The organism is Geobacter sp. (genome assembly GCA_009684525.1).
GTDB lineage: Bacteria > Desulfobacterota > Desulfuromonadia > Geobacterales > DSM-12255 > Geoanaerobacter.
The window spans coordinates 998,297-1,023,699 of sequence record WKKR01000001.1; the positions used below are offsets into that span (position 1 = coordinate 998,297).

21 protein-coding genes are annotated in these 25,403 nt (G+C 58.9%); 3 read left to right on the forward strand and 18 right to left on the reverse strand.

Going from position 1 to position 25,403, the window contains the following annotated elements; all coding sequences use genetic code 11:
• Positions 1 to 101 precede the first annotated feature (101 nt).
• From GJT30_04400 to pal, 18 genes are all read right to left on the reverse strand, one after another.
• On the reverse strand, positions 102 to 3,257 hold the full coding sequence (locus GJT30_04400; GenBank protein ID MSM38849.1) for a PAS domain S-box protein: 3,156 nt from the start codon (positions 3,255 to 3,257) through the stop codon (positions 102 to 104).
• Between the two features lie 772 nt (positions 3,258 to 4,029).
• Entirely contained in the window at positions 4,030 to 4,515 is a 486-nt protein-coding gene (locus tag GJT30_04405) for a ferritin (protein MSM38850.1), read from the reverse strand.
• Positions 4,516 to 4,576: 61 nt separating this feature from the next.
• On the reverse strand, positions 4,577 to 4,843 hold the full coding sequence (locus tag GJT30_04410; protein MSM38851.1) for a hypothetical protein: 267 nt from the start codon (positions 4,841 to 4,843) through the stop codon (positions 4,577 to 4,579).
• Positions 4,844 to 4,877: 34 nt separating this feature from the next.
• Entirely contained in the window at positions 4,878 to 5,066 is a 189-nt protein-coding gene (locus tag GJT30_04415) for a ferredoxin (protein ID MSM38852.1), read from the reverse strand.
• Positions 5,067 to 5,114: 48 nt separating this feature from the next.
• Positions 5,115 to 5,732, reverse strand: a complete 618-nt coding sequence (locus GJT30_04420) for a hypothetical protein (protein ID MSM38853.1) — start codon at positions 5,730 to 5,732, stop codon at positions 5,115 to 5,117.
• A 338-nt stretch (positions 5,733 to 6,070) separates the two neighbouring features.
• Positions 6,071 to 6,550: a nucleotide-binding protein gene (locus GJT30_04425; protein MSM38854.1), complete on the reverse strand. Its 480-nt coding sequence runs from the start codon at positions 6,548 to 6,550 to the stop codon at positions 6,071 to 6,073.
• A 43-nt stretch (positions 6,551 to 6,593) separates the two neighbouring features.
• On the reverse strand, positions 6,594 to 7,886 hold the full coding sequence (locus GJT30_04430) for a thiolase domain-containing protein (protein MSM38855.1): 1,293 nt from the start codon (positions 7,884 to 7,886) through the stop codon (positions 6,594 to 6,596).
• Between the two features lie 47 nt (positions 7,887 to 7,933).
• A complete protein-coding gene (locus GJT30_04435; GenBank protein ID MSM38856.1) occupies positions 7,934 to 9,076 on the reverse strand; it encodes an acyl-CoA dehydrogenase in 1,143 nt (380 codons plus the stop codon).
• Positions 9,077 to 9,143: 67 nt separating this feature from the next.
• Complete coding sequence (locus GJT30_04440) at positions 9,144 to 9,998, reverse strand: 3-hydroxybutyryl-CoA dehydrogenase (GenBank protein MSM38857.1); 855 nt, start codon at positions 9,996 to 9,998, stop codon at positions 9,144 to 9,146.
• Positions 9,999 to 10,158: 160 nt separating this feature from the next.
• Positions 10,159 to 11,334 (reverse strand): acetyl-CoA C-acyltransferase, encoded by a 1,176-nt coding sequence (locus tag GJT30_04445; protein MSM38858.1) that lies wholly within the window; start codon positions 11,332 to 11,334, stop codon positions 10,159 to 10,161.
• A 297-nt stretch (positions 11,335 to 11,631) separates the two neighbouring features.
• A complete protein-coding gene (locus tag GJT30_04450) occupies positions 11,632 to 12,396 on the reverse strand; it encodes a hypothetical protein (GenBank protein ID MSM38859.1) in 765 nt (254 codons plus the stop codon).
• A gap of 40 nt (positions 12,397 to 12,436) precedes the next feature.
• Entirely contained in the window at positions 12,437 to 13,963 is a 1,527-nt protein-coding gene (locus tag GJT30_04455) for a hypothetical protein (protein MSM38860.1), read from the reverse strand.
• A complete protein-coding gene (locus GJT30_04460; GenBank protein MSM38861.1) occupies positions 13,956 to 15,392 on the reverse strand; it encodes a hypothetical protein in 1,437 nt (478 codons plus the stop codon). Before GJT30_04460 ends, GJT30_04455 begins: the two co-directional genes overlap by 8 nt.
• Positions 15,393 to 15,400: 8 nt before the next feature.
• Entirely contained in the window at positions 15,401 to 16,108 is a 708-nt protein-coding gene (locus GJT30_04465) for a hypothetical protein (GenBank protein MSM38862.1), read from the reverse strand.
• Positions 16,109 to 16,129: 21 nt separating this feature from the next.
• Positions 16,130 to 17,350, reverse strand: coding sequence for a hypothetical protein (locus tag GJT30_04470; GenBank protein MSM38863.1), 1,221 nt, complete (start codon positions 17,348 to 17,350; stop codon positions 16,130 to 16,132).
• A 459-nt stretch (positions 17,351 to 17,809) separates the two neighbouring features.
• Positions 17,810 to 19,726, reverse strand: coding sequence for a tetratricopeptide repeat protein (locus GJT30_04475; protein ID MSM38864.1), 1,917 nt, complete (start codon positions 19,724 to 19,726; stop codon positions 17,810 to 17,812).
• On the reverse strand, positions 19,713 to 21,086 hold the full coding sequence (locus GJT30_04480; GenBank protein ID MSM38865.1) for a voltage-gated chloride channel: 1,374 nt from the start codon (positions 21,084 to 21,086) through the stop codon (positions 19,713 to 19,715). The genes GJT30_04475 and GJT30_04480 overlap by 14 nt, the downstream gene beginning before the upstream one ends.
• A gap of 81 nt (positions 21,087 to 21,167) precedes the next feature.
• Positions 21,168 to 21,740: a peptidoglycan-associated lipoprotein Pal gene (gene pal / locus GJT30_04485; GenBank protein MSM38866.1), complete on the reverse strand. Its 573-nt coding sequence runs from the start codon at positions 21,738 to 21,740 to the stop codon at positions 21,168 to 21,170.
• A 158-nt stretch (positions 21,741 to 21,898) separates the two neighbouring features.
• On the opposite strand from pal, the gene GJT30_04490 reads away from it, so the two are divergent.
• The 3 genes from GJT30_04490 to treZ all read left to right on the forward strand — a co-directional run bounded on the left by GJT30_04490 (position 21,899) and on the right by treZ (position 25,400).
• Positions 21,899 to 22,363: a MarR family transcriptional regulator gene (locus GJT30_04490; protein MSM38867.1), complete on the forward strand. Its 465-nt coding sequence runs from the start codon at positions 21,899 to 21,901 to the stop codon at positions 22,361 to 22,363.
• 183 nt (positions 22,364 to 22,546) lie between these two features.
• Positions 22,547 to 23,578, forward strand: a complete 1,032-nt coding sequence (locus GJT30_04495) for a mechanosensitive ion channel (protein MSM38868.1) — start codon at positions 22,547 to 22,549, stop codon at positions 23,576 to 23,578.
• Between the two features lies 1 nt (position 23,579).
• Positions 23,580 to 25,400, forward strand: coding sequence for a malto-oligosyltrehalose trehalohydrolase (gene treZ, locus GJT30_04500; GenBank protein ID MSM38869.1), 1,821 nt, complete (start codon positions 23,580 to 23,582; stop codon positions 25,398 to 25,400).
• Positions 25,401 to 25,403: the final 3 nt, after the last annotated feature.

The following is a 25,403-nucleotide window of genomic DNA, read 5'->3' on the forward strand; positions in this document are numbered from 1 at the left end:
AGCGGGGCCAGTCCCAGCGAACTGACCCCGCTCTTGCCGTCTCTGCGGAGAGGTTACTTCACGATTTCGAGTCATGCGGAATCTATCGTGTCATCGGGTCATCATACTCCAAGCGCTTCTTTCAGTTTGGCATTCAGGGTAAAAATATTGAACGGTTTCTGGATGAAATTCGTTCCCTCATCGACCACACCGCGCTGCGTGATCACATCCGCGGTGTACCCGGACATAAACAGCACCTTGATCCCGGGGCGAATCTTCCGGATCTCTTCCATCATCGCTTTTCCGTTCATCCCCGGCAATATCACGTCAGACAGGATGATATCTATCTCCGTGTCTCTTTTTCCACAGATCTCTATTGCACTCTCGGGCGATTCAGCAATGATCGAGCGGTAACCTATTTCCTTCAAAAGCAGCGAAGCGACACAGCGCATCATGTTGTCGTCCTCAACGATCAGAACCGTGCCGTTCCCGGAAGGAACCGTCTGCGGGGTCTCCTGTTCTACTGCCCCCGCTTCCAGTAACCGGGGGAGATACAGATGGAAGGTTGTCCCCTGGCCCGGCTTGCTGGAAACCTTGATGAATCCGTTATTCTGCGTGACGATGCCGTAGACCGTTGAAAGTCCGAGCCCCGTTCCCTTGCCGACCTCCTTGGTGGTAAAGAACGGTTCGAAAATATGGTCCAGAATGCTCTTCTCCATGCCGACACCGCTGTCGCTGACCGACAACTGGACATACTCTCCCGGTGTCGCGTCAAGCACGGACTGACAACTGGCGGCGTCGACGGAGACGTTCTCCGTGGCGATGACCAGGGTACCGCCGCCAGCCATGGCATCACGGGCATTGACAGCCAGATTGACCAGAATCTGGTCCACCTGGGAAGGGTCGATCAGCACTGACCAGACGTCGCTTGCAGGCCGGAATGTCAGCACGATGTCCTCGCCGATCAGTCTCAACAGGGTTTTTTCCGTCTCGATGATATGCACATTCAGATTGACCGGCTTGGGAGAGGCCAGATCCTTGCGAGAGAAGGCGAGAAGCTGGCGGGTGATCTCAATGGAACGGTCAGCGGCCTTGGAGATCAGATTCAGATGCTCCCACAGTTCGCCTTCGCCAGGGACTTTGCGTTTCGACATTTCAGCCATCCCCTGGATCACTGCGAGCATATTGTTGAAATCATGGGCAATCCCGCCGGCCAGGGTGCCGATGGCCTCCATCTTTTGCGAATGGCGAAGCTGGGTTTCCAGGTTCAGACGCTCCGTCACGTCGCGGATGACTATGCTCAATTTCTGGATGCCCGCCTGATCCGAAAAGAGTGCCGACGATATCTCGGCAGGGAACTGGCTGCCATCGCCACGGAGCATCATGGTTTCGCCCCTGCTCCGGCCGGTCCGCCTCAGCTCTTCAAGCAGTCCCGAGATGTCGATGACATCGTGTGCCATCAGACCGGCGCAACCGGCGCGGCAAATCTCCTCTTCACTCTTGCCGAATATCCGGCATGCCGCCGGATTTGCCGTAAGGATGTCGCATTCTGCCGTTGCCAGCATAATGGCATCCAGGCTGTTCTCGAATATCATCCGAAATCGCTCATTGCTCTCGGCAAGTTCATCGTCGATCTTAAGCTTGGCCAGTGCGATTGCCACAGAGTCGACAAGGTCTTCCAGCAGGGTGATTTTTTCGAGCGTAAAACAGCCCTTTTTCTTGTCATTGAACTGGAACAGGCCAAAGGTCTTTCCCTGGAGACGAAGCGGGACCAAGGCCACCGATTCGTATCCATCACCGTTGCAGCGGTTTCGGGTCTTTCCCTGACGATCGGCCTCCGTGGTGCTTGCCAGCAGTTCTGTCGTGCAGTTTGACCAGAAGCTGCCCCGCGCGGTAAAGAACGGACGGGATGGATCAGACCGGCCGCTGAGGATGGTGCCACACATGCAGTCGTACGCCGGGTGACCGGCACTGTCGCGCACCATCTCGCCTGCCTGATCATAGGCGCAGAGGCTGTTTTCCTGCAGCACGAACTCTTCGGGAAAGCCCCGCGTTTCATAATAGGGGAAGTCGTCCCCTTCATGGAGGCGGACACCGACGGCATCGCATGTCAGCAGCTGCTGGAAGTACCCTAGCAGGTCGCGCATCAGCTCACGGGAATTCTTCGACCTGTTGCAGATGCGCAGCAGCTCGACCGTTGCCTCTCTGGTCTGCTCGGCTTTCTTGCGGCTGGAGATGTTGTCGATGATCGCGCCAAAGTGATCATTCCCCGTGCTGTAGGCTGAAATCGTATACCAGATCCCCAGCGGCTGGAAAAAGAGCTCCAGCCGTTCCGGCTGGCCGGTCCGGACGACCCGGCCATACGTTTCGATCAGATCGGCGTGCTCTCTACCGATATCGGGAAATATCTCGGTCACCTTTTTCCCGACCACCCCCCGCAAGCCGGTCAATTCCTCGAATGCGCTATTCACACTGAGATAGATGAAATCACAGGCTCGGCCATCGGTGTCGTATAGCATTTTGCTATAGGCAAACCCTTCCTGCATGTTTTCAAACAGAAGACGGTACCGCTCCTCGCTCTCTCGCAGAAACCGGTCCTGTTGCTTGCGCTGGGTAATGTCGGTCAACATCACGATGATCCCCGTGATCTCTCCTCTGTTGCCGTGCATGGGGGCGGTGTAGATGCTCACGTCAATCGATTCGCCACTCTTGCTCAGCCTGCAGGTGGTAACGTCCCGGAGCGATTTCTCCTGAACCGTAATCTCCAGATCACTCCGGTCTCCCTGAAAGTTTTCGAGCGAAACAAGAGGATAGGGCTTCCCCAGCACGTCATTCTCAGACCAGCCAAAAAGCAGCTGGGCCGATCTGTTCCAGAGCGTGACAATGCCATTCGTGTCCAATGCCACAATAGCCAACGGTGAAAACTGAAAGAGCGCATTCAGCGTCTTATGTGCTTCAAAAAGCTCATTCTGGCTGTTCTGGTATTCGTCAATCTGCTGGCGGAGCTCCTCTTCGGTCATGCACAGTTCTTCATTCTGCTCAATGAGCTGCTCCTCCGCCCTCCCGAGTTCCGTCATATGCCTCTGGATCAGCCAGTAAAGCAGCACCGCGGTAAGCAGAACATACCCCCACCCTTTGACCATGGAGATGACAGCGACCGCTTCAGGGTCAGTGGAGATCATGTTGGCGACCTTGTCGGAAAAAAGGACCCAGAAGATCCCTGTCAGCGCATAGATAGACGCAATTTTCATCGACGCGCGCATATGCCTTTGCATCATTCGTTTCCTTTTTTCGAAGGGATCACCTGCTTGCGCATTTCAGACAAACTGTAGGCGGGGAGCGGGCAATGATATCTCCGGCTCAGATCAGGAGAGCGTCTCCCTGCGTTGTGCCGCGATCCCGGTCCGACCCATGCAGCCCATATTCTATAGATTCATATACAACATCATAACAAGCAGAAGCGCATTTGTCAGACCACCGCATCGTCGTCCAGGAAGAAGCGAACAGATGGTTGTGGCATCGCTGTTTTTACGGGATGCATCCAGGTGGGGGGTGAATACACTTGATTTTAATCCGGAAACATCATGCGCCATGCCTGGAGGTCGCTGATTCACCCAGGGAGGATTGCCCTGTTCACAACCTCTCGTTGTGGCGTTATAGGGCATTTCATACCCGATCATCGGGTATTTCCTTAGTTCCCATACGGAAGCGGTTCTTTTCCGCCCTGACGGTGTCAATCTGCGGGGTTGCTTGTGCAGCGTACCGATGTGCACCTCCGCGCACTCCCTTGATTTCCTTGACAATTAATCCCTTGTCCCCGATCTGGAAACCAGGAGTGTCCATCAGGAAACACCGGATGAACACTCCTTAACGATCTGATTGCAACTGCATGCCGAGACACGCATGACGCTGCCTGAGTGCCTCGCATCTATGCATGCCCGTGCACAACGTAAAAAAATCCCCCGATATCTGCTGTTACCGGAGGATTCGATAATCATCCGCTCGATCGGCGGACCACCGGTCGGTGTGGCGTCATGAGAAGTAGCCATGTCACAGCGGTTTCAGGTTGCTGAACTCCCGCCATTCAAGGAAATACTCCGGCTTCAGGGCAATCTCGTAGAGATTTTCCATGACGTTGTAGTGCTTCTTCTCCTCGTTGGCGATCTCCAGCAGGATCTGCACGACCTCCTGCTGACTCGCCTTTGTTGCCATATCCTCGTACAGACGGACACTCTCTGCCTCGATCTTCATCGCATGCAGATAACCTTCCAGAGACTTCCTCATGCCGCCGAGTAGTAGTTCCTGCCCCTTCAGCGCAGTGAAGACATTTTTCGCCTCGGAAAGAACAGTGGTATCGGCCATCTTCCCGTCTCCTCCGGCCTTCATGGCCATCACGGTGTCATGGTGTTTCTGCTCGTCGGCCGCCAGCATGGTAAAGACGGTCTTCAATCCGCTGATCTCGGTCTCTGCTGCCAGCCCCTCGTAGTATGCCTTGCCGTCGAGTTCCATCTTCATCGCAAAATCGTACACGTTCATGAAATCCCCCCCTGCCGGCTATCCTACCCCTGCGCCGGCGTGTCGACCTGCCGTTCACCGATTATATGCACATCCCCGGACCGCACATGCTGTCAGGGGCACAAACAGGAAGGAGAAACCGTTCCAGCTCGGTGTACAGCTCCTCCATCTGCATCTGAAGCGCCTGGATCTGATCCAGCGTCGGCGCGGTCCCGTCAGAGACGTATGCCGCACGGATGTCGCTCAGCTCTTCGTGCAGCTCCCGCAGCCGGCAATAGGTTTCCTTCAACTGCCCGTATTCGACCTCACCCAGTTCCTCTGCCAATGGAATGTTCTCTGCCGTGTTCATGACAACCCCCTTTCCCGACCTCACCCCGGCATGTCTACTCCCAATCGATACAGTTTGCCGGACATGCGTCCATGGCTTCCTGTATCCTCTCCTCAGGGGCTCCGGCCGGATCGTACACTTCTGCATAGTTATCGTCGTTCATCCGAAAGACCTCGGGCACCATCTCGACGCACACCCCGCAACTGATACAGACTTCCTGATCCACGTACGGTCTTCTCCCCATCCCTTTCACCTCCCGCCACATGCGGCACTCCCGGTGCCGGCCATCGCCTTAGACCTCTTTGCGTAACCAGCGGTTCAACAGTTTCACCGTCTCGACCTCGTGGTGGGAAAGCGTCTGCATCCAGTCGAGGATGGACAGGAAGAGCGGGGCCGACCTGGGGAGACAGAGCCCTTCCACGAGCCGTGTCTCATGATGGGTACCAAACCTGAGACAGTATCGGCAGAGTTCGCGGCTCGACTCGATCACCTGCCGCAACGGCCCCCGATCGCCTCTCTTCACCGCTTCCGTCAGGGAGTCGAGGATGTTCTTCTGGTACTCGAACAGGAGCGTGACCTGCTGGACCGCCTGGTCGGAGAAGGGGATCCCGTCCCTGATCTGCATCAGGGTAGCCTCGCCAAGGCTTGCGATGGCCCCGGCCGCCATGTCCAAGTGGGCGAGGATGCTCTGGTAACGATAAAAGCGCCGCCTGCTCTTCAACGCAAGCCCGAACATCCGATCGTCGGCCTGCGCACCGGCAAAGGCGATCTCTTCCAGCAGATCCTGCCGATCCTGCTGCAAGGAATCAAGCTGCCCGGGCTGCTGGTGGATGAAGGCGGATCTGACCTTCTCCAGCATCTTCGCGAGCCTGTCCAGGATTGTCGTCAACTGCTCAGACTGTTCTTGCATCACGGCTTCCAGTCTCATCTTACTCACGCTCCCCGATGTCCGGCATCAGCCATCCTGTGCGGCCATTTCATAAAACGCGGGGAATTTATTCCATATTTGTATTATATCGTTTCGACGAAGAGGTTACAATCAAGCGTTCTGCCGCACGGTCGGAGTGGGGCCAGGGGACCGGATCGCCGGGTTCATGCCGAACATCGCCGAGACCGTGATCGCCATGCTCACCAGACATTATCCATGGCGAACCGGTGAAAAACCGGGACGCCCTGGCCAATCCCGAATCGCGGGAGTTATACCGGGACCTCCCGGAACTTGCCGATTGACAGGAATCTCCATGCAGCTCACAGGGGCACGAAATAGACATCGGTCGGTTTGAACTGGCAGTTGCGGCGGAACCGCGCCCGGATCGGCATGCCGATTCGCACCTCGTCCGGCTCGGCGCCGATCAGACGGGAGAGGAAGAGGGTGTCGACGCTGTCGAATTCGACCAGGACAAGGGTGAAGGGGGTCTCCTTGAGGAACGCCTCGCCGCCGAAGTGGCAGGTGGTGTAGGTGTGGACCCTCCCCTCCTGCGGCAGTTCGACCCATGAGGTCGGTGCACCGCACCCCATGCAGTGCCCCCGCGGCGTGGCATAGGTGTAGCCGCAGCCGATGCAGCGGCTTCCCAGGAGCTTCTTCCCGGCAAGGCCGGCAAAGAAGGGGGAGTCCTGGGCATAGGAATGCAGGTAGTCGATCTCATAGTGGTCTTTCACGATGATCGGGTCGGTATTGAAAAGGATTGTTCCTTCTTCGGTCTCGGGAAGTTTCGCATCCGTGTTCATGGGTAACCCCGCTCGCAGGGGGGATCCCCCCGCCTGAAGTCTCCTACACCCGCTCCATGACCGTCACCGTGATGTAGGTCCCTGTCCCGGCATGGCTGTGGATGAGCCCCTTCTTCGGATCGGGGAGCTGCAGGGCCGCATCCCCCAAGTGCCGGGCAATGCTCCCCTGGAGCTGCCAGAAGGCAAAGACCGCCTGCATGAGGCCCGTCGCACCCACCGGGTGGCCGCAGGCCAGAAGCCCGCCTGACGGATTCACCGGCAGGCGGGGCCAGGTCCCTTCGCCGGAAAATGTCAGGCCATAGTCCAGGTTGGCCATGAACGGCGCTCCGGCATCGACGAACCGCCCCCCCTGACCGTAGCGGCAGAATCCCAGGTCCTCGTAGGTCTGGATCTCGGACGAGGTATAGGCGTCGTGGATCTCGGCAAAGTCCAGCTCCCTGCCCGGATCGATGATCCCGGCCATCCGGTAGGCGAGCTTGGCCGCCATCCTTCCCCCCCGGAAAGAGTGGACACCCGGATAGCGCAGGTCGCGGTACTCCTCGGCCGTCTCATGGGGGAGGAGCGGCACCTCTCCGTGGGGACGGTCGGCCATCCGCATGGCATCGGTGCCCGAGCCGATGCCGGTGATCCGGACCGGCTGCTGGCAGAGCCGCTGGGCCACCTCCTCGGAGGCGAGGATGGCCACGGCCGCGCCGTCAGACATCTGGCAGCAGTCCAGGATGGTGAGCGGCGTTGCCACCATGGAGGAGCCGCGAACATCCGCCACGCTTAAGAGGGCCGGCTGCTGGGCATAGGAGTTATGGAGGGCGTTGCGATGGTTCTTCACCGCCACCTTGGCCATCTGCTCCAGGGTGGTGCCGAATTCGTGCATGTGGCGCCTGACCATCATGGCATAGTAGCCGGTGTAGAACCCTCCCACCGGGTAGTCGAAGTTGGTGTCCGAAGCGAGCGCGATGAACTCGTTCCCCTTCCAGGTGTTGACCCGGCTCATGGTCTCGAACCCCATGGCCAGGCAGACCTCCATCCTGCCGGAGGCCACCGCCTCCCAAGCGGCCTGGAAGCAGAGCCCGCCAGTGGCGCCCCCCCCTTCGACACGACGGGATGGCTTGGGGCAAAGCCCCAGGTAATCCTGGACCATGGCGCCGGCCATGGGCTGGCGGGTGAAGTGATCGGAAAAGTAGGAGCAGACGCTGCCGTCGATCAGGTCGCGGTCAAGCCCCGGCAGATCTGCCAGGGCATACTCGAACGCCTCCTTCACCATGAGGCGGAAATCCTTGTCCGGATGGGCCTTGGCAAACCTGGTGATACCCCCCGTAATCATGTAGACCGGTCTCATGATTTCCTCCGAAAATCAGGTTGAGGTTAAGGACCCCCTCCTTAACCTTAACCTGCCTTCAAAAGTTCCCTGGCGATCACCATCCGTTGGACCTCGGAGGTCCCTTCGCCGATCTCGCAGAGCTTTGCGTCCCGTAGGTAGCGCTCCACCGGGAAGGCGCGGGTGTAGCCATAACCGCCGTGGATCTGCACCCCCTTCACCGCCGCACGCATGGCTGCTTCGGCCGCAAAGAGCTTGGCCATGGCCGCCTCCTTGACACACGGCTGCCCGGTCTCCTTGAGCCGGGCGGCTCGCAGCACCAGGAGACGGGCGGCATCGAGCTCGGTGGCCATGTCGGCGAGCATCCACTGGATCGCCTGGAATTCGCCGATCTGCTGGCCGAATGCGGATCGCTTCCCGGCATAGACGAGGCTCTCTTCCAGGCAGCCGCGGCCGATCCCGACCGCCATGGCGGCAACGCCGACCCTGCCGGAGACGAGGACCTCCATGGCCTGGACAAAGCCGCGGTTCACCTCCCCCAGCAGGTTCCCCGCCGGCACCGCGACACCCTTCAGTCCGAGCCCCACCGTGTCGCTGGAATGGAAGCCGAGCTTCTCCATGTTCTGCCCCTTTGCCAGTCCGGGGGCATCGCCGGGAACGATGAACGCGGAGATCCCCTTGTCGCCCCGGGAGGGATCGGTGGAGGCCATGACCACATAGGTCCCGGCCACGGAACCGTTGGTGATGAAGAGCTTGTTGCCGGTCAGGCGCCAGCCGCCGTCATCGGGGAGCGCCACGGTCCGGATGCCGCCGGCATCGCTTCCTGCCTGTGGTTCGGTAAGGGCCCAGGACCCGAGGTGTTCACCCCGCGCCAGGGGTCCGAGGAAGCGCTCTTTCTGTGCCTCGGTGCCGAACAGGTTGATATGGCTGGCACAGAGGGTGTGGGCGAGCAGGGTGATGGCGACCGAGGCGTCCTCCCTGGCCAGCTCTTCCACGGCAATGGCATAGCTGACCAGGTCGCGCCCTCCCCCGCCGTAGGCCGGCGGCTGGACCAGCCCCAGCAGCCCGAGTTGCCGCATCCCCTCCACCGCCTGCCAGGGGAATTCCCCGGTCCTGTCGCGATCCCTGGCCCCCGGCCTCAGTTCAGTTGCGGCGAATGCCCGCACGGTCTGCCGAAGCGCTGCCTGTTCTTCCGTGAGCTCGAAATCCATGCCGTCACCTCACTCTGTCGTTCTCCCCGCACCCGGAACCGGCGGGGCCGGCGGGCATCTGCCCCGGTTATCGGTCAGGATAGGGGAAAAACCCCTGCCCCGACTTCCTCCCCAGCAGCCCCTCCCCGACCATGGTCACCAGCAGGGGACAGGGGGCGTACCGGGGGTCGCCGAAACCGGCGTAAAGTGTGTTGGCGATGGCCAGCACCGTATCGAGCCCGATCAGGTCGGCCAAGGACAGCGGCCCCATCGGCAGGTTGGCGCCGAGCCGCATCCCCTTGTCGATCTCCTCCGCGCTGGCAACCCCCTCGTGGAGTGCCCGGATCGCCTCGTTGATCATCGGGATCAGGATCCGGTTGACGATGAAACCGGGGCGGTCGCGGGATACCACCAGCTCCTTCCCCAGGCGGGTCGCCAGGTCAGCGGTGGCGGAAAAGGCCGCTTCGCCCGTCTCCTCCCCTCGGATGACCTCCACCAGCTGCATCACCGGCGCCGGGTTCATGAAGTGCATCCCGATCACCCGTCCAGGGAGCCCGGTTGCCGCGGCGATCCTGGTGATGGGGATGGAGGAGGTATTGGAGGCAAGGACGACGTCGGGTCGCACGATAGCGTCGAGCCGGCGGAACAGCTCCAGTTTCAGGGCTTCATCTTCGCTCACCGCCTCGACCACGAAATCGGCAGCGGCAAGGTCGGCAAGGGAGGTTGTCGTGTCGATGCGGGAAAGGATCTCCCCGATCTCGCTTTCGGCAATAGCCCCCTTCCCTGCCTGCCTCTGCAGCTGTTCGCGGATTGCGTCAACCGCCCGTTCGAGCTGGGTCGCGACGGCATCGCACAGGATGCAGGCGAGGCCGTGCGCGGCACAGAGCTGTGCGATCCCCTGCCCCATTACCCCTGCGCCGACGATGCCGATCCGTTCGATCATGCCCCACTCCTCTTTAGCGGCAGGTTGTTGAAATACTCAGGTTGTTCAAAAATGGTCAGATCGTCGCACCCGCAGAAAGCCCCGCGGAGGCGTAGCAGCGCTACGCCGCACAAGGAGGCTTTCGAGGACGGCGGCGAGATGGCCGTTTTTCAACAACCTGTCAAACCCGCTCGAAGATCATGGCCACCGCCTCGCCACCGCCGATGCAGAGGGAGGCCAGGCCATAGCGCGCCTGCCGTCGGTGCAGTTCCCGGATCACCGTCGCCGCAAGCCTGCCGCCGCTGGCGCCGATGGGATGGCCGAGCGCAATGGCGCCGCCGTTCACGTTCACCCGGTCGGGGTCGAGCCCCAGGGTCCTGATGGCGATGAGCGCCACCGCGGCGAATGCCTCGTTGATCTCGAACAGGTCGATGGCGTCCAGGGGGAGCCCCGCCTTGGCGCAGACCTTCCGGATCGCCCCCTCCGGCGCCTCGGGGAACCGGTCGGGATGGCGGCTTTCGCTGGCAGCGGCGACGATCCGCGCCTTGGGCCGCAGGTTGAAGCTCGTGAGCCCCGCCTCGTCGGTGAGAAGGGCCAGGGCCGCCCCGTCTCCGATGGTGGAGGCGTTGCCGGCAGTGATGGTCCCCTCCTGCCGGAAGGCGGGCTTCAGAAGGGGAAGCCGCTCCAGGTCCGCCTTGAACGGCTCTTCGTCCGCTTCGACCACCCGGCTGCCCGCTTTGTCCGGGATCGCCACCGGGACGATCTCCTCGGCAAACACCACCTCCTGCATGGCCTTTCGGGCCAGTAGGTACGAACGAAGGGCATATTCGTCCTGTTCGGCACGGGTCAGGCCGTGGCGCAATGCGCTCTCCTCGCCGATCTCCCCCATGAGCCGGCCGTTGTCCGGGTCCTGGAGGCCGTCGAGGATCATCAGGTCGAAGATCCGGTCATGGCCGAGGCGATAGCCGCGACGAGCCTTATTGAGAGCGTAGGGAGCCTGCGACATGCTCTCCATGCCGCCGGCGATCACCACCCGGGAGTCGCCGAGCATGAGGGAGCCGGCGCCGAGCATGAGCGCCTTGAGGCCACTGCCGCAAACCTTGTTGATGGTCAGGGCATGGGTCGCATCGGGGATTCCGGCCAGCCGCATAGCCTGCCTGGCTGGGGCCTGGCCGCAACCGCCGGCAAGGACCTGGCCGACGATCACCTCGTCCACTGCCTCGGCCGCAAGGCCGGACCGCGCCAGGAGCCCCTTCATCACCGTTGCAGCCAGCTGCGGCGCCGCCACGTCGGCAAGCGCCCCCGCAAGGGAGCCAAAAGGCGTCCGCAGCGCTTCGACCACATATACGTCGTTCATATGATCCCCGGATCTCCTCATTGGAATATCTTCCAGTATACCATGTCGGGCGATCAATTCTTCCGGACGGGAACGGAGTTCCACTGGGATTATCCCGAAAGAAAAACAGGAATCTTCGGCTTTTGGGGAGGATTCGGTCGAGGAGTGTGCGTTTGCAAAGAGACTGCGATGCGGAGAGTGCGGCAAACCGGCTGAGGAACAGACCGAAGGCCCCGTACCGTTCTCGTAGAACAGGTACAGGGCCGTTGCCCGCAGAGTGATCTGTGTTCATCCGGTGTTTCCGGATGAACACTAGGCTTATTTTTCCATGAGGATTTTTTCGATGGTATCGTCCACCGATCCAGGGGCGACCTGCGATGAGGGTTTCGCGGCAACGGGGATCAGCGGCTGACCAGCGTCCTCTCTGCCGCCGCTTTCATTGCCGCGTGACAGCTTCGCGGCAAGGTCTGCGATCGCTTCGGCATACATGAGCTGTATCACCCCGTTGATATCGGCGTGAAAATGGTCCGTCATACACTGGAGCCCCATCCCGCATCCTTCGTAGATATTCCTGGGGGTATTCCGTACGCTCTTGACTTCCTTTGCCCAGACCGCTGTCTTGTCGGTTCTCTGCAGTGCCCGGAGGCTGAGGGCATATTCGTTGGGGGTGTTCCAGCCACCGGCCAGATAGGCCTTCTCCAGCGTCCCTTCAACGAAGTAGGTCTCGTCCGTCAGTTCCGACGGGCTATAGATGAACTTTACGTCCCTAAACCTTCCCGACGCCACCATCTCGTCCGCAAATGCCTTGGCCCACAGGTCGGGTGTCAGGGCGGCCATGGAACCGCTGATGCCGGTCTTCACGACATTGAACCTCAAATTGTCCGGGTCGAATATGCTGCCGCGTTGCGTGAAATCCTCGGTGCCATCCACAAAGGGGAGGACCGCAATCTTCGTCGGGATCGGGGTCACCCCTGCCGCGGGAGCACCCGGCTTATAGACGAACTTCGTCTCGACGCAACCTGTCAGCGAAAACAGGGCCAGGGCTGCAATAGCCAACGTCAGTCTCGATAGCTTATGTCTCATGGAAACTCCTTTCCCTGCGTTGTCGTCTTGCCTTCCGGCTTCACCGGATCTCCTCCCACCATCTATTCAGCCTTTTCATCTCGGCAGGCGCCGGTGCGCCAGGCCGCTCGCCGATTCTCGCTTCGAGCGTCTCTCCGGCCGCGACCGTCACCGATTCACCCAGCGGGGTCACGGCTTCGACCCGGCCTTCGATGACGACGACTGCGGTCTGGCCGCCGGCAGCAAATACGGCTAACCGACCCGAATCGAATCTGAACCTGAGCGCCTCGGTGACAATTGAGAATCTCCCTGGCACAGAGAGAGCATCTTCCCTGCCGGGCAACCTGTTTGCCGCGAAATAGGTGAGCCCCTGTGACAGCGTCTGCCGGCATTCCCCAGTCGGCCTGCAATCGCCGATAACCGCCTTCGAATCCGGCCCGATCCTGAACTCGCTCCCATTCCAGAGGGTAAGGCCGACCCCCCTCCGTGCCGTCGTGATCACGTCGTTTGCACCGATTGCCTGCGGTTCGAGACCACCGCCCCACCTGATCCCGATGGCGCCCGTCGCCGCTTCTTTTTCGAGACCGGCCATGATCTGAGCGAACTCGTTTTTCTGCGCCGCCATGTAGTCGTCCACTTCCCCGCGGGCGGCACCGTCTCCGGCCCCCCTGGCCCCTTCGATCTGCGCCAGGGATCTGAGGAGCGCCCGCTTCTCCTCTGCTTTGCAATACAGGGACAGAACGGGATCTTCGCACGGGTCCGTCAGGGGAGACAGTGTCCCGGCGGACGCGAATGCCTCAGCGAGACCGCGCAACCGGAACAGGGCATGGTCGCGCCAGGAAAGGAGATAGAGATCGCCTTCCCGGCACCGGAGCATCCCCCCCAGACCGCGCCGGACAACGACGAAGTCGCTGCCGCGCACGGCATACAGGTTCTCCCCCTCCGAGAAATAGAGCAGACCGTGCCGTTCGTCGACCGCTAGGGAAGAGATGGCCGGGAAGTCGGGCAGATAGGCAAAGAGCCCGGCAGAACCACCCTCCCGGAGCGTATAGATTCTCGGGCCAACGGAGAAAAACAACACTCCCCGCGCCAGGGCCATGGCGTCGATCGGCGCGTCGAGTTCGAGCAATGCCTTGTGTCCCATGCCCTCCTTGTAGAGAAACAAGACCGGCTTCCCAGTCGGCGTGATCCCACTGATGAAGGTACGCTCGTTGTCAGAGGCAAGGATGCGGCTCTTCAGGGGGACGTCCAGCAGTTTCCGCGGGGTACCACCGTCTGAGACGAAAAGTGCGCCGTTTGTCAGGAACTGAAACCTGGCGCCGGAAAAGGCGAGCCATCCGGGGTTCCTGAGCGGCTCTCCGAACAGGAATTCTCCTGCGCCGGCATCGTAGATATTGTCCCTGGTGAGGACGAGAACAGCCCCTGCCGGGTCCACATCATAGACATACGAATCGCCGAGAAAGGCGGTATCGAGCAACCTGCGAACCTCGACACCCGCGGCCAGCCCCGTGGCCGGCGTGACGAGATGCATCGCCAGCACCATGAAGATCCATGCAAGGATTCTGCAACCGTGGCGTTCCCTATTCATTGCCGAGCGCCTTTTTGTACTGGTACGTGTATCGAGGTGGCGGGAATTTGCCGGTGACGTCATCAAAGAGGCTGTTCAGGAAATTCAGGGGGACCCTGTCCGCCCTCGCTGCCAGTTCCCTGGCATTATCGGCACTGCCGGAGGCGATGACCCGTGGGGCGTCCGTCAGGATTTCACCGACCTCGTCGCTGGTGGACTTCACTGCCGACAGGATGGTATACCCCGTCGTCAGGGTCTTGCCGACACCGCCGAGGTTCTTCTCGATGAGCTCTTTTGCCACATCCTTCAGCAATTCCTTTGGCCGTGACTTTATGAACTCGGTAAGTTCCACCTGCTCGTCCGCTTTTTGATACGCAGATTTCGCCTTGGACCACCAGCCGGGTCCGTCGCTGTCCGGGGAATCGTCAGAAGGCTTGAGCGCCGCTTTGCCCCGATCATCCGCTGAGACCTTCGGCAGGGGGACGTCCGACGCATCGAGCCTCTTCCCCTTGTTCCACTTCCGGTCCCATGCCGACTTGAGGTCCACGACCGTTGCGTCGTAGCGGAGACCGGTGTCGTTGTCCCGCTCTTGCATCTCGGTGGCCTTGAGGGCGCCGATCAGGTCGCCGGAAGTACCGGCCCCGGCTTGCGAATGCCGGCGGGCACCACAATAGCCGCTGGTCCCGGAGATCCGGTCGGCTTCCGATATCAGCTGCGCAGCTTCCCGTTTCAGCGATTCAGCCCTCTTGAGATAGAGATCGGTATCTCCAAAAGACTGTGCCGGACTGATCCTCGGCTGATCACCTTTCATGGCCATGCTTCGGCTTTCCCGCTTGAGCCGCTCGATCTCCCCCAGGGCTTCGGTCTTGAGATTCTGGCAGGCCTGGTGGGCCATATTCCCTGCCTGGACATAGCTCTGCTGGACCTTACGGACGAAATCAGCGCTCTGCCCCCTGCCGGTCCCTGCCGCAAAGCTCGGCGGCGATGGGCAGAAGAACGCCGGCATGCTACAGGAGCCGGGGGCGTCCAGGCAGGTATCGATGGCCTGGAGCGCCTGGTTGATGGTACGCTCCATCTGGACAAAATATTGGTTGAGCCCGGGAACGATCCCCCTATCCTGATAACTGGAAGTCGCTCCCTGCCTGAGTTGCGGCAGGATATCCCGGACCTGTGCGATCCTGGTCCTGATCGACTGACTGACTGCAACAGTGTTGCTCCCGCGTGCCACCTGGTTCTGGGAGAGATTCCCTGCTGTGCCTTTCAGAAACCGTTTCCGTTCTTCCGATCTCCTTTCGGCATCCCTGGCGTCCCGGTCCGCTCTTTCAGCCCTTTCGCAGAGAAGATCGGCGTTCACCCTGCCGGTCTCCGCCCACGCAAACGGACAGGAAAGCGTTACGGCGAAGAGAACCGCACAGCACCATCCTCCTCTGTTGGCTGTACCGATACGCATGACGAGATTCAGCGACTCGGGGTGAGGGCAATAAATTCCCGGGCGTCTTCCTTGATCTGTTCCAGACGTCGGCCATCGCCTTCGATCTTCTGCAGCAGTTCATCGGCAGCCACCAGCAGGTATTTTGCGTTCGCGATACTGATCAGACGGTTGTGGGCCTCCATGAGCCGGTTTCCCTCGTTTTCGAATTCATCGGCCCGCATCTCCAGGGGGCCGGCCTTTTTTTCGGCTTCAGCGCTCAGCTGGCCCGCCTTCCCCTGGGCATCCATGACCGCCTGTGCATCCATCGACTGCTGCCCCTGGATCATCCTGCCGGTCATGGCTGAGGCCAAAGCAGTATTCGATGAAAACTGCCCTCCCCCCATGCTCGTAATGGCACCGAACATCTCCCCGATGAACCCGGATACGGCGGCATCCTGTTCCGCCTTGCTCCGCAGCATCTCGCCTTTCTGCGACGACTCCGAACGGTATCCTCCGGCCTTCCTTCTCAGCTCTTCGGCAGCAGCATATTTTTTGCGTGCCGCTGCCTTCAGGAGTTCCGCCTTCCGCTTCAGCGTCTCCGCCGACTTCTTCATCTCTTCCGTCTCAGTTGCGGACAACATGGAAGGGCTCGGTTCATCCTTGGGCATAAAGAGAGGGCTGCCGGCAAAAGCCGGGCCTTGGGCGCAGAGGATACACGTCGCAAAGATGAACGCCTTGGCAGTCGAATTTTTCATGGTTGGCCTCCGCACAGAGAACTATCCTGCAACAAGACAACTACTCAGATACAGCTTCAAAGGCCGGTACAAACCGTCCATTTCAATCAGCAGACGCTTGATATCGTCCCGGTTTTTCTCAATGGTTTTCCCTGCCAGCTTGAAACGCTCAAATGCCTTCCTGGCCGACACCGAACCCTTTTCCCTGCCGATGTCCAGCGCACCAAGGGGGCCGCTGCCCAACACCTCTTCGGAAAGCTCGGCAGCCTCCAGGTCGTCGGCGACCTTAGAACTCGTTTCTGCGGCGGTCTTGGCCATATCGTCCCGCTGCTTGTAAACCTCCCAGATATTCGCCAGCTCTCTCCTGCGCTCCTCTGTCTTTGCCATCATCCGGAGGACTTCATTCAAATCCTCACCTACCCCCGGTCTGGCCACGAGAATCGCTGCAGAACAGCATTCCGGAAGGGTTCCGGAAGCCCCTCCCTTTTCAAGCTCGTACAGCTGTCGCCGTAACATGACGATATCGCCGGTTTTCTTCCTGATGCCTGCAGAAAGGGAGAGTGCGCAGCCGTATCGTTTCAGCCATGGACTCTGTTCGATGACGTCGGCGAGCCTTTCCCTGACATTCGAAGCGCCCGGTTGTACTTGTGCGGGCAGGATCAACCCCCGAAACTCCGCAGCAGAGGAGCTTTCCGGGAACCTCAGCAGAAAAGCCTTGTAACCGTATTGACTCCTCCAGGCCTTGACCTGCTTGTAGGTCTTTTGCGAAAGGAGCTTTCGGCCCTCCCCGGCAAAGCGGGACTCCGGGTACTTGAGCAGAAAGTATTCCATGGGCACGGGAGAAGCGTCCCCGCTCGCCCTCTTGAACTCGATCTCCTCCAGACGCTCCCGGATTTCCGGCGCTCCGCTGTGCTCCTTGAAATAGAAGAGAAAATCGTAGAGGGCCTCCACGGAGTTTTCGTTACGGGCGGCTTTAAAGGCAAGATCGGCCACGGTAGCGGCAATCTCGGGTTCGGGATTCGTCTTAATGGTTTGGACGCACTCGGCCACGGTGCTTGCCTTCATGATCCGATCCATTTTCGCATCTTCGATCATCTCACGGGCATCATCCGCATATCCGCTGTCCGGATAGCGCCGGATGAAATCCTCATACGCTGCCGGCGAATTGACTTCTTTCACCATGTTCCAGGCTGAGGTATCCGGTGAAGTCGTCAGGCAACCGGTCATGAGCAGCGCAGATGCCACAAGGAAGATTCTTTTCATGTTCTTCCCTCCTCGGGAGCGTTTTTCGTAATCAGCAGAAATTCCGATGACAATATTCTCTTTCCATCTCATCGGGAAATCGCTCTCCATCTCGTCAGATCCGGATAACCAATAGTTTCTCCTCCGGAGTTTCCGGTCGGAAAACAAATTGGACAGTTATAGTGTTGCGTATCGGGTAATCAGGATTCTTCTTGAGTGGATCTGACTGAAAGCCGGCGTCATATTCTCGATAGTTGCATCCACCGGTTTGGGAGGGACATGAGGACACCAGCCCTTTGAAAGCTACCTGTGAAGAGATCGCGGCAGGGCTTGATGCGGACTTTGTTGTGATAAGAGGCGGAGCATCGGTTCGATCTTCCCGAAAGCAGCCTGAACCTGCAGCCACGCAACCAGCTTGGCATGATTCCCTTCTCGCAAATAGGAGGAGGGACAGGTTACTTCAGATTGTGGTTATGATTTCTACCGATTCTTCTTTATCGCCTTCTTCTTGATTTTACTATGCTTTTTCGTTACGGCCTTCTTCTTTACCGTGCTCCGCTTGACTGATTTCTTCCCTTTAAACGATTTCTTGCGATATTTCACCGGCTTCATGATCTGATCTTCGCGAATATTGCTTAACAATTCACGAGGCTCGATGAAATCGGGATCAGCAGTGCGGGCTGCCTCCAAAAACATTTTTGCCTTTTCGATATTCCCCGTCTTGATGTACAGCCGCCCGAGGGCATTCAACGCCTTGGCATGACCGGCATTCAGGTCTATCGCCTTCTGATACTCGGCTGTAGCCGCGTCATACTCCTTTTCGAAGTCATAGATGATCCCGAGCCGGTAATGGTTGTTGGCATCTTCGGGATTCTGCTCCACCGCTTCCCTGAGCAGCAGTTGCAGACCGTCATAATTCTTCTGCCTGACGTAGATGGAGAGCAAGGCATTGCGTGTTTCCTTGTCATCCCGGTAAATGCGTAGGACTTCCTGGTACTGCCTCTCCGCCTCATCGATCATCCCTCTTTTCCCATAGAGGGCAGCCAGTTCCTTTCTCACCTCAAGGTTGTCCGGCGCAAGCCTCACAGCGACCAGATATTCGGTAATGGCCTTCTTATAATCCTTGCTCTTCTCATAGACTCGGGCCAAGCGGAAATGGAGAATCGGGTTATCACCCCGGAGTTTGATCAGTTCGGTGTATTCCTCGATCGATTGTGCAAAGTTGCCGCGCAGGGTGTATATGTCAGCCAAACGACGGCGGGCGTCGCTGTTCTTAGGATCGTAGCGCAATGATTTCCGGTATTCGTCCTCTGCCTTGTCCAGTAAACCTTTCCGCTCGTTGAGGATGCCAAGTGTATAGTGCAGCGAGGGGTTGGCCGCATCGAGGGCGAGCACCTGACCATAGGCGTTGATGGCATCTTCATCGCGGCCTGCAGCCATCTGGGCATCACCCAGCTTCTCCAGCGCCTCTGCCCAACCCTGCCGCTTTTTCAGGACGGCCTCATACGACTCAATGGCTTTTTCGTAATTGCGGGCCAGCAGATAACGATCGCCCTGCTGCATGAGCCTGTCGATATAGGCATCGTCGGGATTGAGGCCGGCCAACTGCAGCTCTTTGTCAGCCAGGGCCATCTCCCCCTTCTGTTGGTAGAGATCCGCCAGTTTCCTGTGGATCCCCCTGCTGGCCGGATTGGCAAGTGCTGCGGCATTGAGCTCGCCGATGGCATCATCAAGCTGGCCTTTTTTGGTATAGACCACGGCCAGACCGATGTGGGCAAGTTCATGACCCGGAGTCTCGGCCAAAACCTGTGCATACTCTTTTTCTGCCAATTCCAGATTGCCCTGCAGGGTAAAAGCGTCCCCCAGCAACGTACGCGCATCAGAGTCATCAGGGTTGCCCTTCAACGCCTCGCGAGCATGGAAGAGAAGCAGTGATGACCATTTTCCTTTGTTCAGGAGTTCTGCAAGTCCCCGGTGATAGCGTGGATCGGATGTGCCCGTGAGAGCTTTCGACAGTTCTGATGCAGCATCGTCATCGGCTCCCTGCTGCAGGAGCAGCAGACCCAGGTTGCCGTGGGCCTGGCTGAGATTGGGATCGGCTGCAATGGCTATCCTATATTCCTTGATAGCCTGAGTCACGTCACCCTTGCGTTCGAACTGGAATCCTTTCGCCAAGTGGCCAACCGCGCCATTGGGACAGAGGTCGATAGCTCTCGCCGCAAGTCCATCGGTTAACCCCGTTTGACTATCGGCCAGAGCATTCGTTGCTTCGGCACAAGAATCGGAAAGCCCTCCCCAGGTGAAGCCGCACATCGCCAGCGCCCATAAAAATAGCGGAAACAGGCGACAGATCATTGCGGCCCTCTGCCACCGTCGCCCCGGACTATTCATGGTCATGCTTACGATCCTCCCTTTCGCGCCGAACCAACCTGTATCCCTTGGACATAAGCCCCAGCAGCGATGTTCCCCTGTGATTGATCATGGCAGGCTCGAATTCGGCGAGCGGCCTGCCGGTCTTTACCTTTAGCGAGGTACTTTTCTGCATCCCCAAGACCTGGCTCGGGTAGATGCTGCGATAGCCGACGATAAGAAAGCTGACCATGCAGGCAACGGCAGCGTGGGGAGCGATCCCCGCACCAAACAGTTCCATGGCCATGACAGACGCCGCAATCGGCGTATTTGCCGCTCCTGCTAGCAACGCCACCATACCTATGGCGGAGAATGTCGCAACCAACGGCTCGTGGAAAAGGCTTGCAAAAAGGTTTCCCGCAGCGGACCCAATGAAGAAAATGGGGGTAACGACCCCGCCGCTGCCACCACAGCCAAGGGTAATCGCTGTGGCAATAGCCTTCATCAGCGAGGCTCCGGCCGGCAATACCGTGCCGTTCAGGCTGGCCTCGATGGAGTCGATACCAAGTCCCAGATAACGAACCGAAACCATCTTGCCGATGACCACCAGCAGCCCACCGCCGAACAGCGCCTTTACGGAAGAGTGCCAGGGAAGCCGTGAAAACAGCCGGTGACTCAGCTGCATAAGCTCGATGAAAACCAGCGCGATCAGCCCGCACCAAATGCCGAGCATGAGCATCTCCGCAAAGCTCCAGCTGGTCAGATCGGGGACAATCTTTGCAGAGAGGTGGGGATAATCGACGCCGAGCTGCGATGCCACGTGGAAACCGATGATACCTGCGACGAACGAAGGGAAGAGTACGTCATACATCACCTGTCCCAGCACAAGCACTTCGACACCAAACAGGGCGCCGGCTATCGGCGTACCGAAAACCGTGGCAAAACCGGCACTGATGCCGCAAATGACCAGCTTGCGTCGATCGACGTCTTCAAGACGGAGCAATCCGCCGAATGCCGAGGCGAGACCGGCCCCAATCTGTGCACAGGGTCCTTCTTTGCCGGCCGAGCCACCTCCGGCAAGCGTAATGACCGTGGCAACCAGTTTTACCGGCACAACCATGAGGGGGATCTTGCCCATCCGCTTGTGAACTGCTTCAATGACCTTCTCGGTCCCGTGACCGGCGGCATCGGGGGCAAGCCAGGAGACCAGGGCACTGCTCACCACCAGCGTAACCGGCAGCAGCAGATAATAATCCGGGTATCTGGCAATTTGGCCCGTCGTCCAGGCGAGTGAGCGGAGGAACGCGGCAGTGCCAAAACCTACCAAAACCCCGACAATGGAGGCATAACACGTCCACTTGATGACACTGGCAAGCAAGGTGAGCTGTTCGACAAATTTTCTCTGCATGAGTTAGTCCGCGATACTGGAATAGGTGGCGATACCGCTCCACCGCGCGCATAATACACTGATGGAGCGGCTTAAGGAAAGCTATTCCGTCGCGATCACAAACTCATCCCGCCGGTTTTTCGCCCAGGAAGCCTCGTCGTGCCCAAGGGCAACGGGCTTTTCCTTGCCGTAACTGATAACGGACAACCGACTTTCAGGGATTCCCAATGTCACCAGGTACTGCATGGCAGCCTTGGCCCGCTTCTCACCGAGGGCAAGATTGTATTGTTCCGAGCCACGTTCGTCGCAATGTCCCTCGATCCTGACGACAGCAGCAGGCTCTGTCTTCAGATTTCCGGCGTTCTTCAGGAGCGTATCGCGGGACTTTGTTGAAAGCGTATATTTGTCGAAATCGAAGTAGATCTCGTCCAAAGCGGTCCTCAATTCAGCCGCGTTCGAGATCGGCGCCAACGCCTCAGACGCAGTGCTTTCCTGTATCGATGACTGACTGATCGGCTTTTCGCTTACCTGTTCCGTCTTGATCGGAGCGCCCCCACCCGCAGCAGTAGCAGCGACCGACTCATCCTTCTTGACGATCTCATTTTTGGCACAGCCGCCTGCAACGAACATGACACATCCCAATACCAGACCCAAACCGACCACATGTCTCTTCATGTCTGCCTCCTTTGCCTTGATAACCCGACGTGGAATGCTCTACACAATCGAACCGGTCAAAACGAACTTGACGACTTGGCGTGTTACCACTATTATTTGTGTTGCTAATTATTAGCATTGCTAATTAATATGTCAAGCCAATTTTGGGAGCAGACATGATGAAATCGAAAGAATCGATCCCGGAGATCATCGACAATGTCTGGCGGGTCTTCCAGGCCATTAACGAATATTCGAAAACCGCCGAGCGTTCCACAGGCTTGACCGGCCCGCAACTCTGGGCATTAAAGATCCTTGTCAACTATGCCCCGATTCGCGTTTCGGACTTGGCGCGTCAGATGTACCTGAGTCCGGCAACGGTAGTCGGCATTATCGACCGGCTCGAAGGGAAAGGGCTCGTCACGCGTAGTCGTTCAAAGGATGACCGAAGAGCAGTAGACCTGCACCTCACCCAACAGGGTAAAGAGCTTGCAGCGCTCGCACCTGAAATTGCCCAGATCATGCTGGTAAAGGGGCTGGAACAATTGCCCGACGAACTGTTTTACGCTGTTGAAGCGGGGATGAAGCAGCTTGTGCGGATGCTCGATGCAGAGCGGATTATCCCGCAACCATTGTACGGCCCATGACAGAACAGATGCTATCCGGCATGCTCAGCACTGGATATCCCGAAACCAGGAGCGTTGCTGATAGCAGCATACGCCCGTGCCGCACATTGCAGTTTCCGAGCGTTACGGTATCATTTTTAGGCAATTATCATGAATGATTACCGTATTACAGTACATACGCAATAAAAGGATCCCCACCAAATCATGATTAAGACTATCACCTGGGACATACTGCTCTCCGCAGGTACGTTTTTTGCCACAAGCGCCATTATTGGCCTTGTCATAGAGCGGATCGTGCTGCGACGCCTCGCTGCCCTGGCGCATCGCACCTCCTGGGAGGGTGACGAGATTGTCATCACCTCGCTCAAGGGGCTCACCTTCTACACCTTCCTGCTGGTGGGACTTTACGGCGCAACATTGCGACTTCCTCTTGACGAAAAGACACAGCATCTGGCCGACAGGGGAATTCTTGTCGTGCTCCTCCTGTTGGCTACCGTTCTCATGATGCGACTAGCTGCCGGCTTTGTCTCGCACTATGCCAAAAAGGCCGTGCTCCCCTCCACGTCCATCTTCTCCAATCTGGCTAAGGCGATCGCCTTTTCCGTCGGCATCCTGATCATCCTGCAATCGCTTGGCATCTCCATCACCCCGATCCTGACCGCGCTCGGCGTCGGCGGACTCGCCGTAGCGCTGGCACTGCAGGATACGCTGTCGAACCTCTTTTCCGGCCTGCACATCATCGCCACCAGGCAGATTCGCCAGGGTGACTACATCCGCCTGGGGAGTGGCGAGGAAGGGTACGTTACCGACATCACCTGGCGCAACACGCTGATCCGCGCCTTGCCCAACAACATGGTCCTGATCCCCAACTCCAAGCTCGCCAGCGCCATTGTCACCAACTTCCATCTACCCGAGACGGAAATGGCGGTGCTTGTCCAGGTCGGGGTCAGCTATGACAGCGATCTTGAGAAGGTCGAACAGACAACCGTCGACGTGGCGCAGGGATTGTTGCGCGAGGTCCAGGGCGGCGTCAGCGGTTTTGATCCGTTCGTCCGCTACCACACCTTTGCCGATTTCAGCATCAATTTCACGGTGATCCTGCGCTGTCACGAATATGTCGACCAATACCTCCTCAAGCACGAGTTCGTGAAACGGCTGCACCGACGCTACCTCGCCGAGGGCATCGAGATCCCCTTCCCTATCCGTACGGTTCAGCTGAAGGGAACGGAGGGGTGAGATGGATCGCTTTTGCCTTGATATCGGTGCCACCCCTGTAACAGACGGAGTCCGCTTTCGGGTCTGGGCGCCTGCAGCAGAGTCGGTTGCGGTGGAACTCACCTCCAATGGGTTGCACATACCGCTCCAGCGAGATGGCGAATACTTCGAGGGGCTGGTAGCGGCAGCAGTGGGCGATTGCTACTGGTACTGGCTGGACGGAATGACACGCCGACCCGATCCTGCCTCCCGCTGCCAACCCGATGGTGTGCACGGCCCATCCCAAGTGGTCGAACCGGGTCATGCCTGGAGCGACGGCAACTGGCAAGGGATCCCGCTCGAAGAATACATCGTCTACGAACTGCACATCGGCGCCTTCACGGCAGAAGGCACCTTCGATGCCGCCATCAACCGCCTCGACTATCTCGCGGACCTGGGAATAACGGCTGTCGAGCTGATGCCGGTGGCCCAGTTCCCCGGCAGGCGCAACTGGGGCTATGACGGCGTCTTCCCTTTCGCGCCGCAGCTGAGCTACGGTGGAGCAACAGGACTGAAGCGGTTCGTGGATGCCTGCCACCGACAGGGGCTGGCGGTCATCCTCGACGTCGTCTACAACCATCTCGGCCCCGAAGGAAACTACCTCCACGCCTTTGGTCCCTACTTCACAGACCGCTACCGCACCCCCTGGGGCGATGCGGTTAACTTCGACGGCCCTTTCAGCGACGGGGTCCGGCACTATTTCATCGCCAATGCCTGTCACTGGGTGAGCGAATACCACCTGGACGGACTGCGTCTCGATGCAGTGCACGGCATATTCGACTTCAGCGCCCGTCACATCCTGGCCGAACTGACTTACGAAGTGCATCGCCTGGCAGCCACGCTGGGCCGGCCGGCATACGTCATCGCTGAAAGCGACCTGAACGACGTGCGGGTAATCACGCAGCCATCAACGGGTGGATATGGCCTTGACGCGCAATGGAACGACGATTTCCACCATGCCCTGAGAGCCCTGCTCACCAACGACCGGGCGGGCTACTACTGCGATTACGGGAGTTTTCCCCAGCTGGTAAAAGGATTCCGTGAGGGGTTCGTCCTTTCCGGTAACTATTCTTCCTTCAGAAAGCGCCACCACGGGAGTTCCACGGCAGGTGTCCCCCCGCGCCGGTTGGTGGTATTTTCCCAGAACCATGACCAAGTAGGCAACCGTATGCGCGGAGAGCGTCCGGGCGAGCATCTGTCAGCTGAACAGCTCAAGCTCGCCGCGGCATGCGTGCTGCTTTCGCCTTACCTGCCGCTGCTCTTCATGGGAGAGGAGTATGCAGAGCGGGCACCATTCCCTTATTTCATCAGTCACGGCGATGCAGCCCTGGTTGCAGCGGTCAGGCAGGGCCGGCAAGAGGAATTCGCCGCATTTAGCCAGCAAGGTTCGCCTCCCGATCCTCAAGCAGAGGCAACCTTCCTCTCTGCAAAGCTGGATCTTGACCTGCGCCATCGCGGCGGCCACAAAGCCGTCTTCGATTTCTACCGCGACCTGATCCGCCTGCGCAAAGAGTATATCCCCTGTGCCGCAGCCAACAGAGAGGAGATGCAGGTGGTTGCCCCCGAGGAGGAACAGGTGCTGGCACTGATCCGGAAAGCAGGCAACCGCGAGCTGCACTGCCTGTTCAATTTCAGCGATCAATGCCGCCCGATCCCTCTGCAGCTGGCAAGCGGCACGCTGAGCGTTCTCCTCGACTCCACATACACCTTAATTTCCGGCAGTTCCATTTCCGTCACCGACGGTCAACCGGAAATGCTTCCGACGCTTGCCCCTTTCGGCGTCCTCGTCTACCGAAAGGAATAGAAC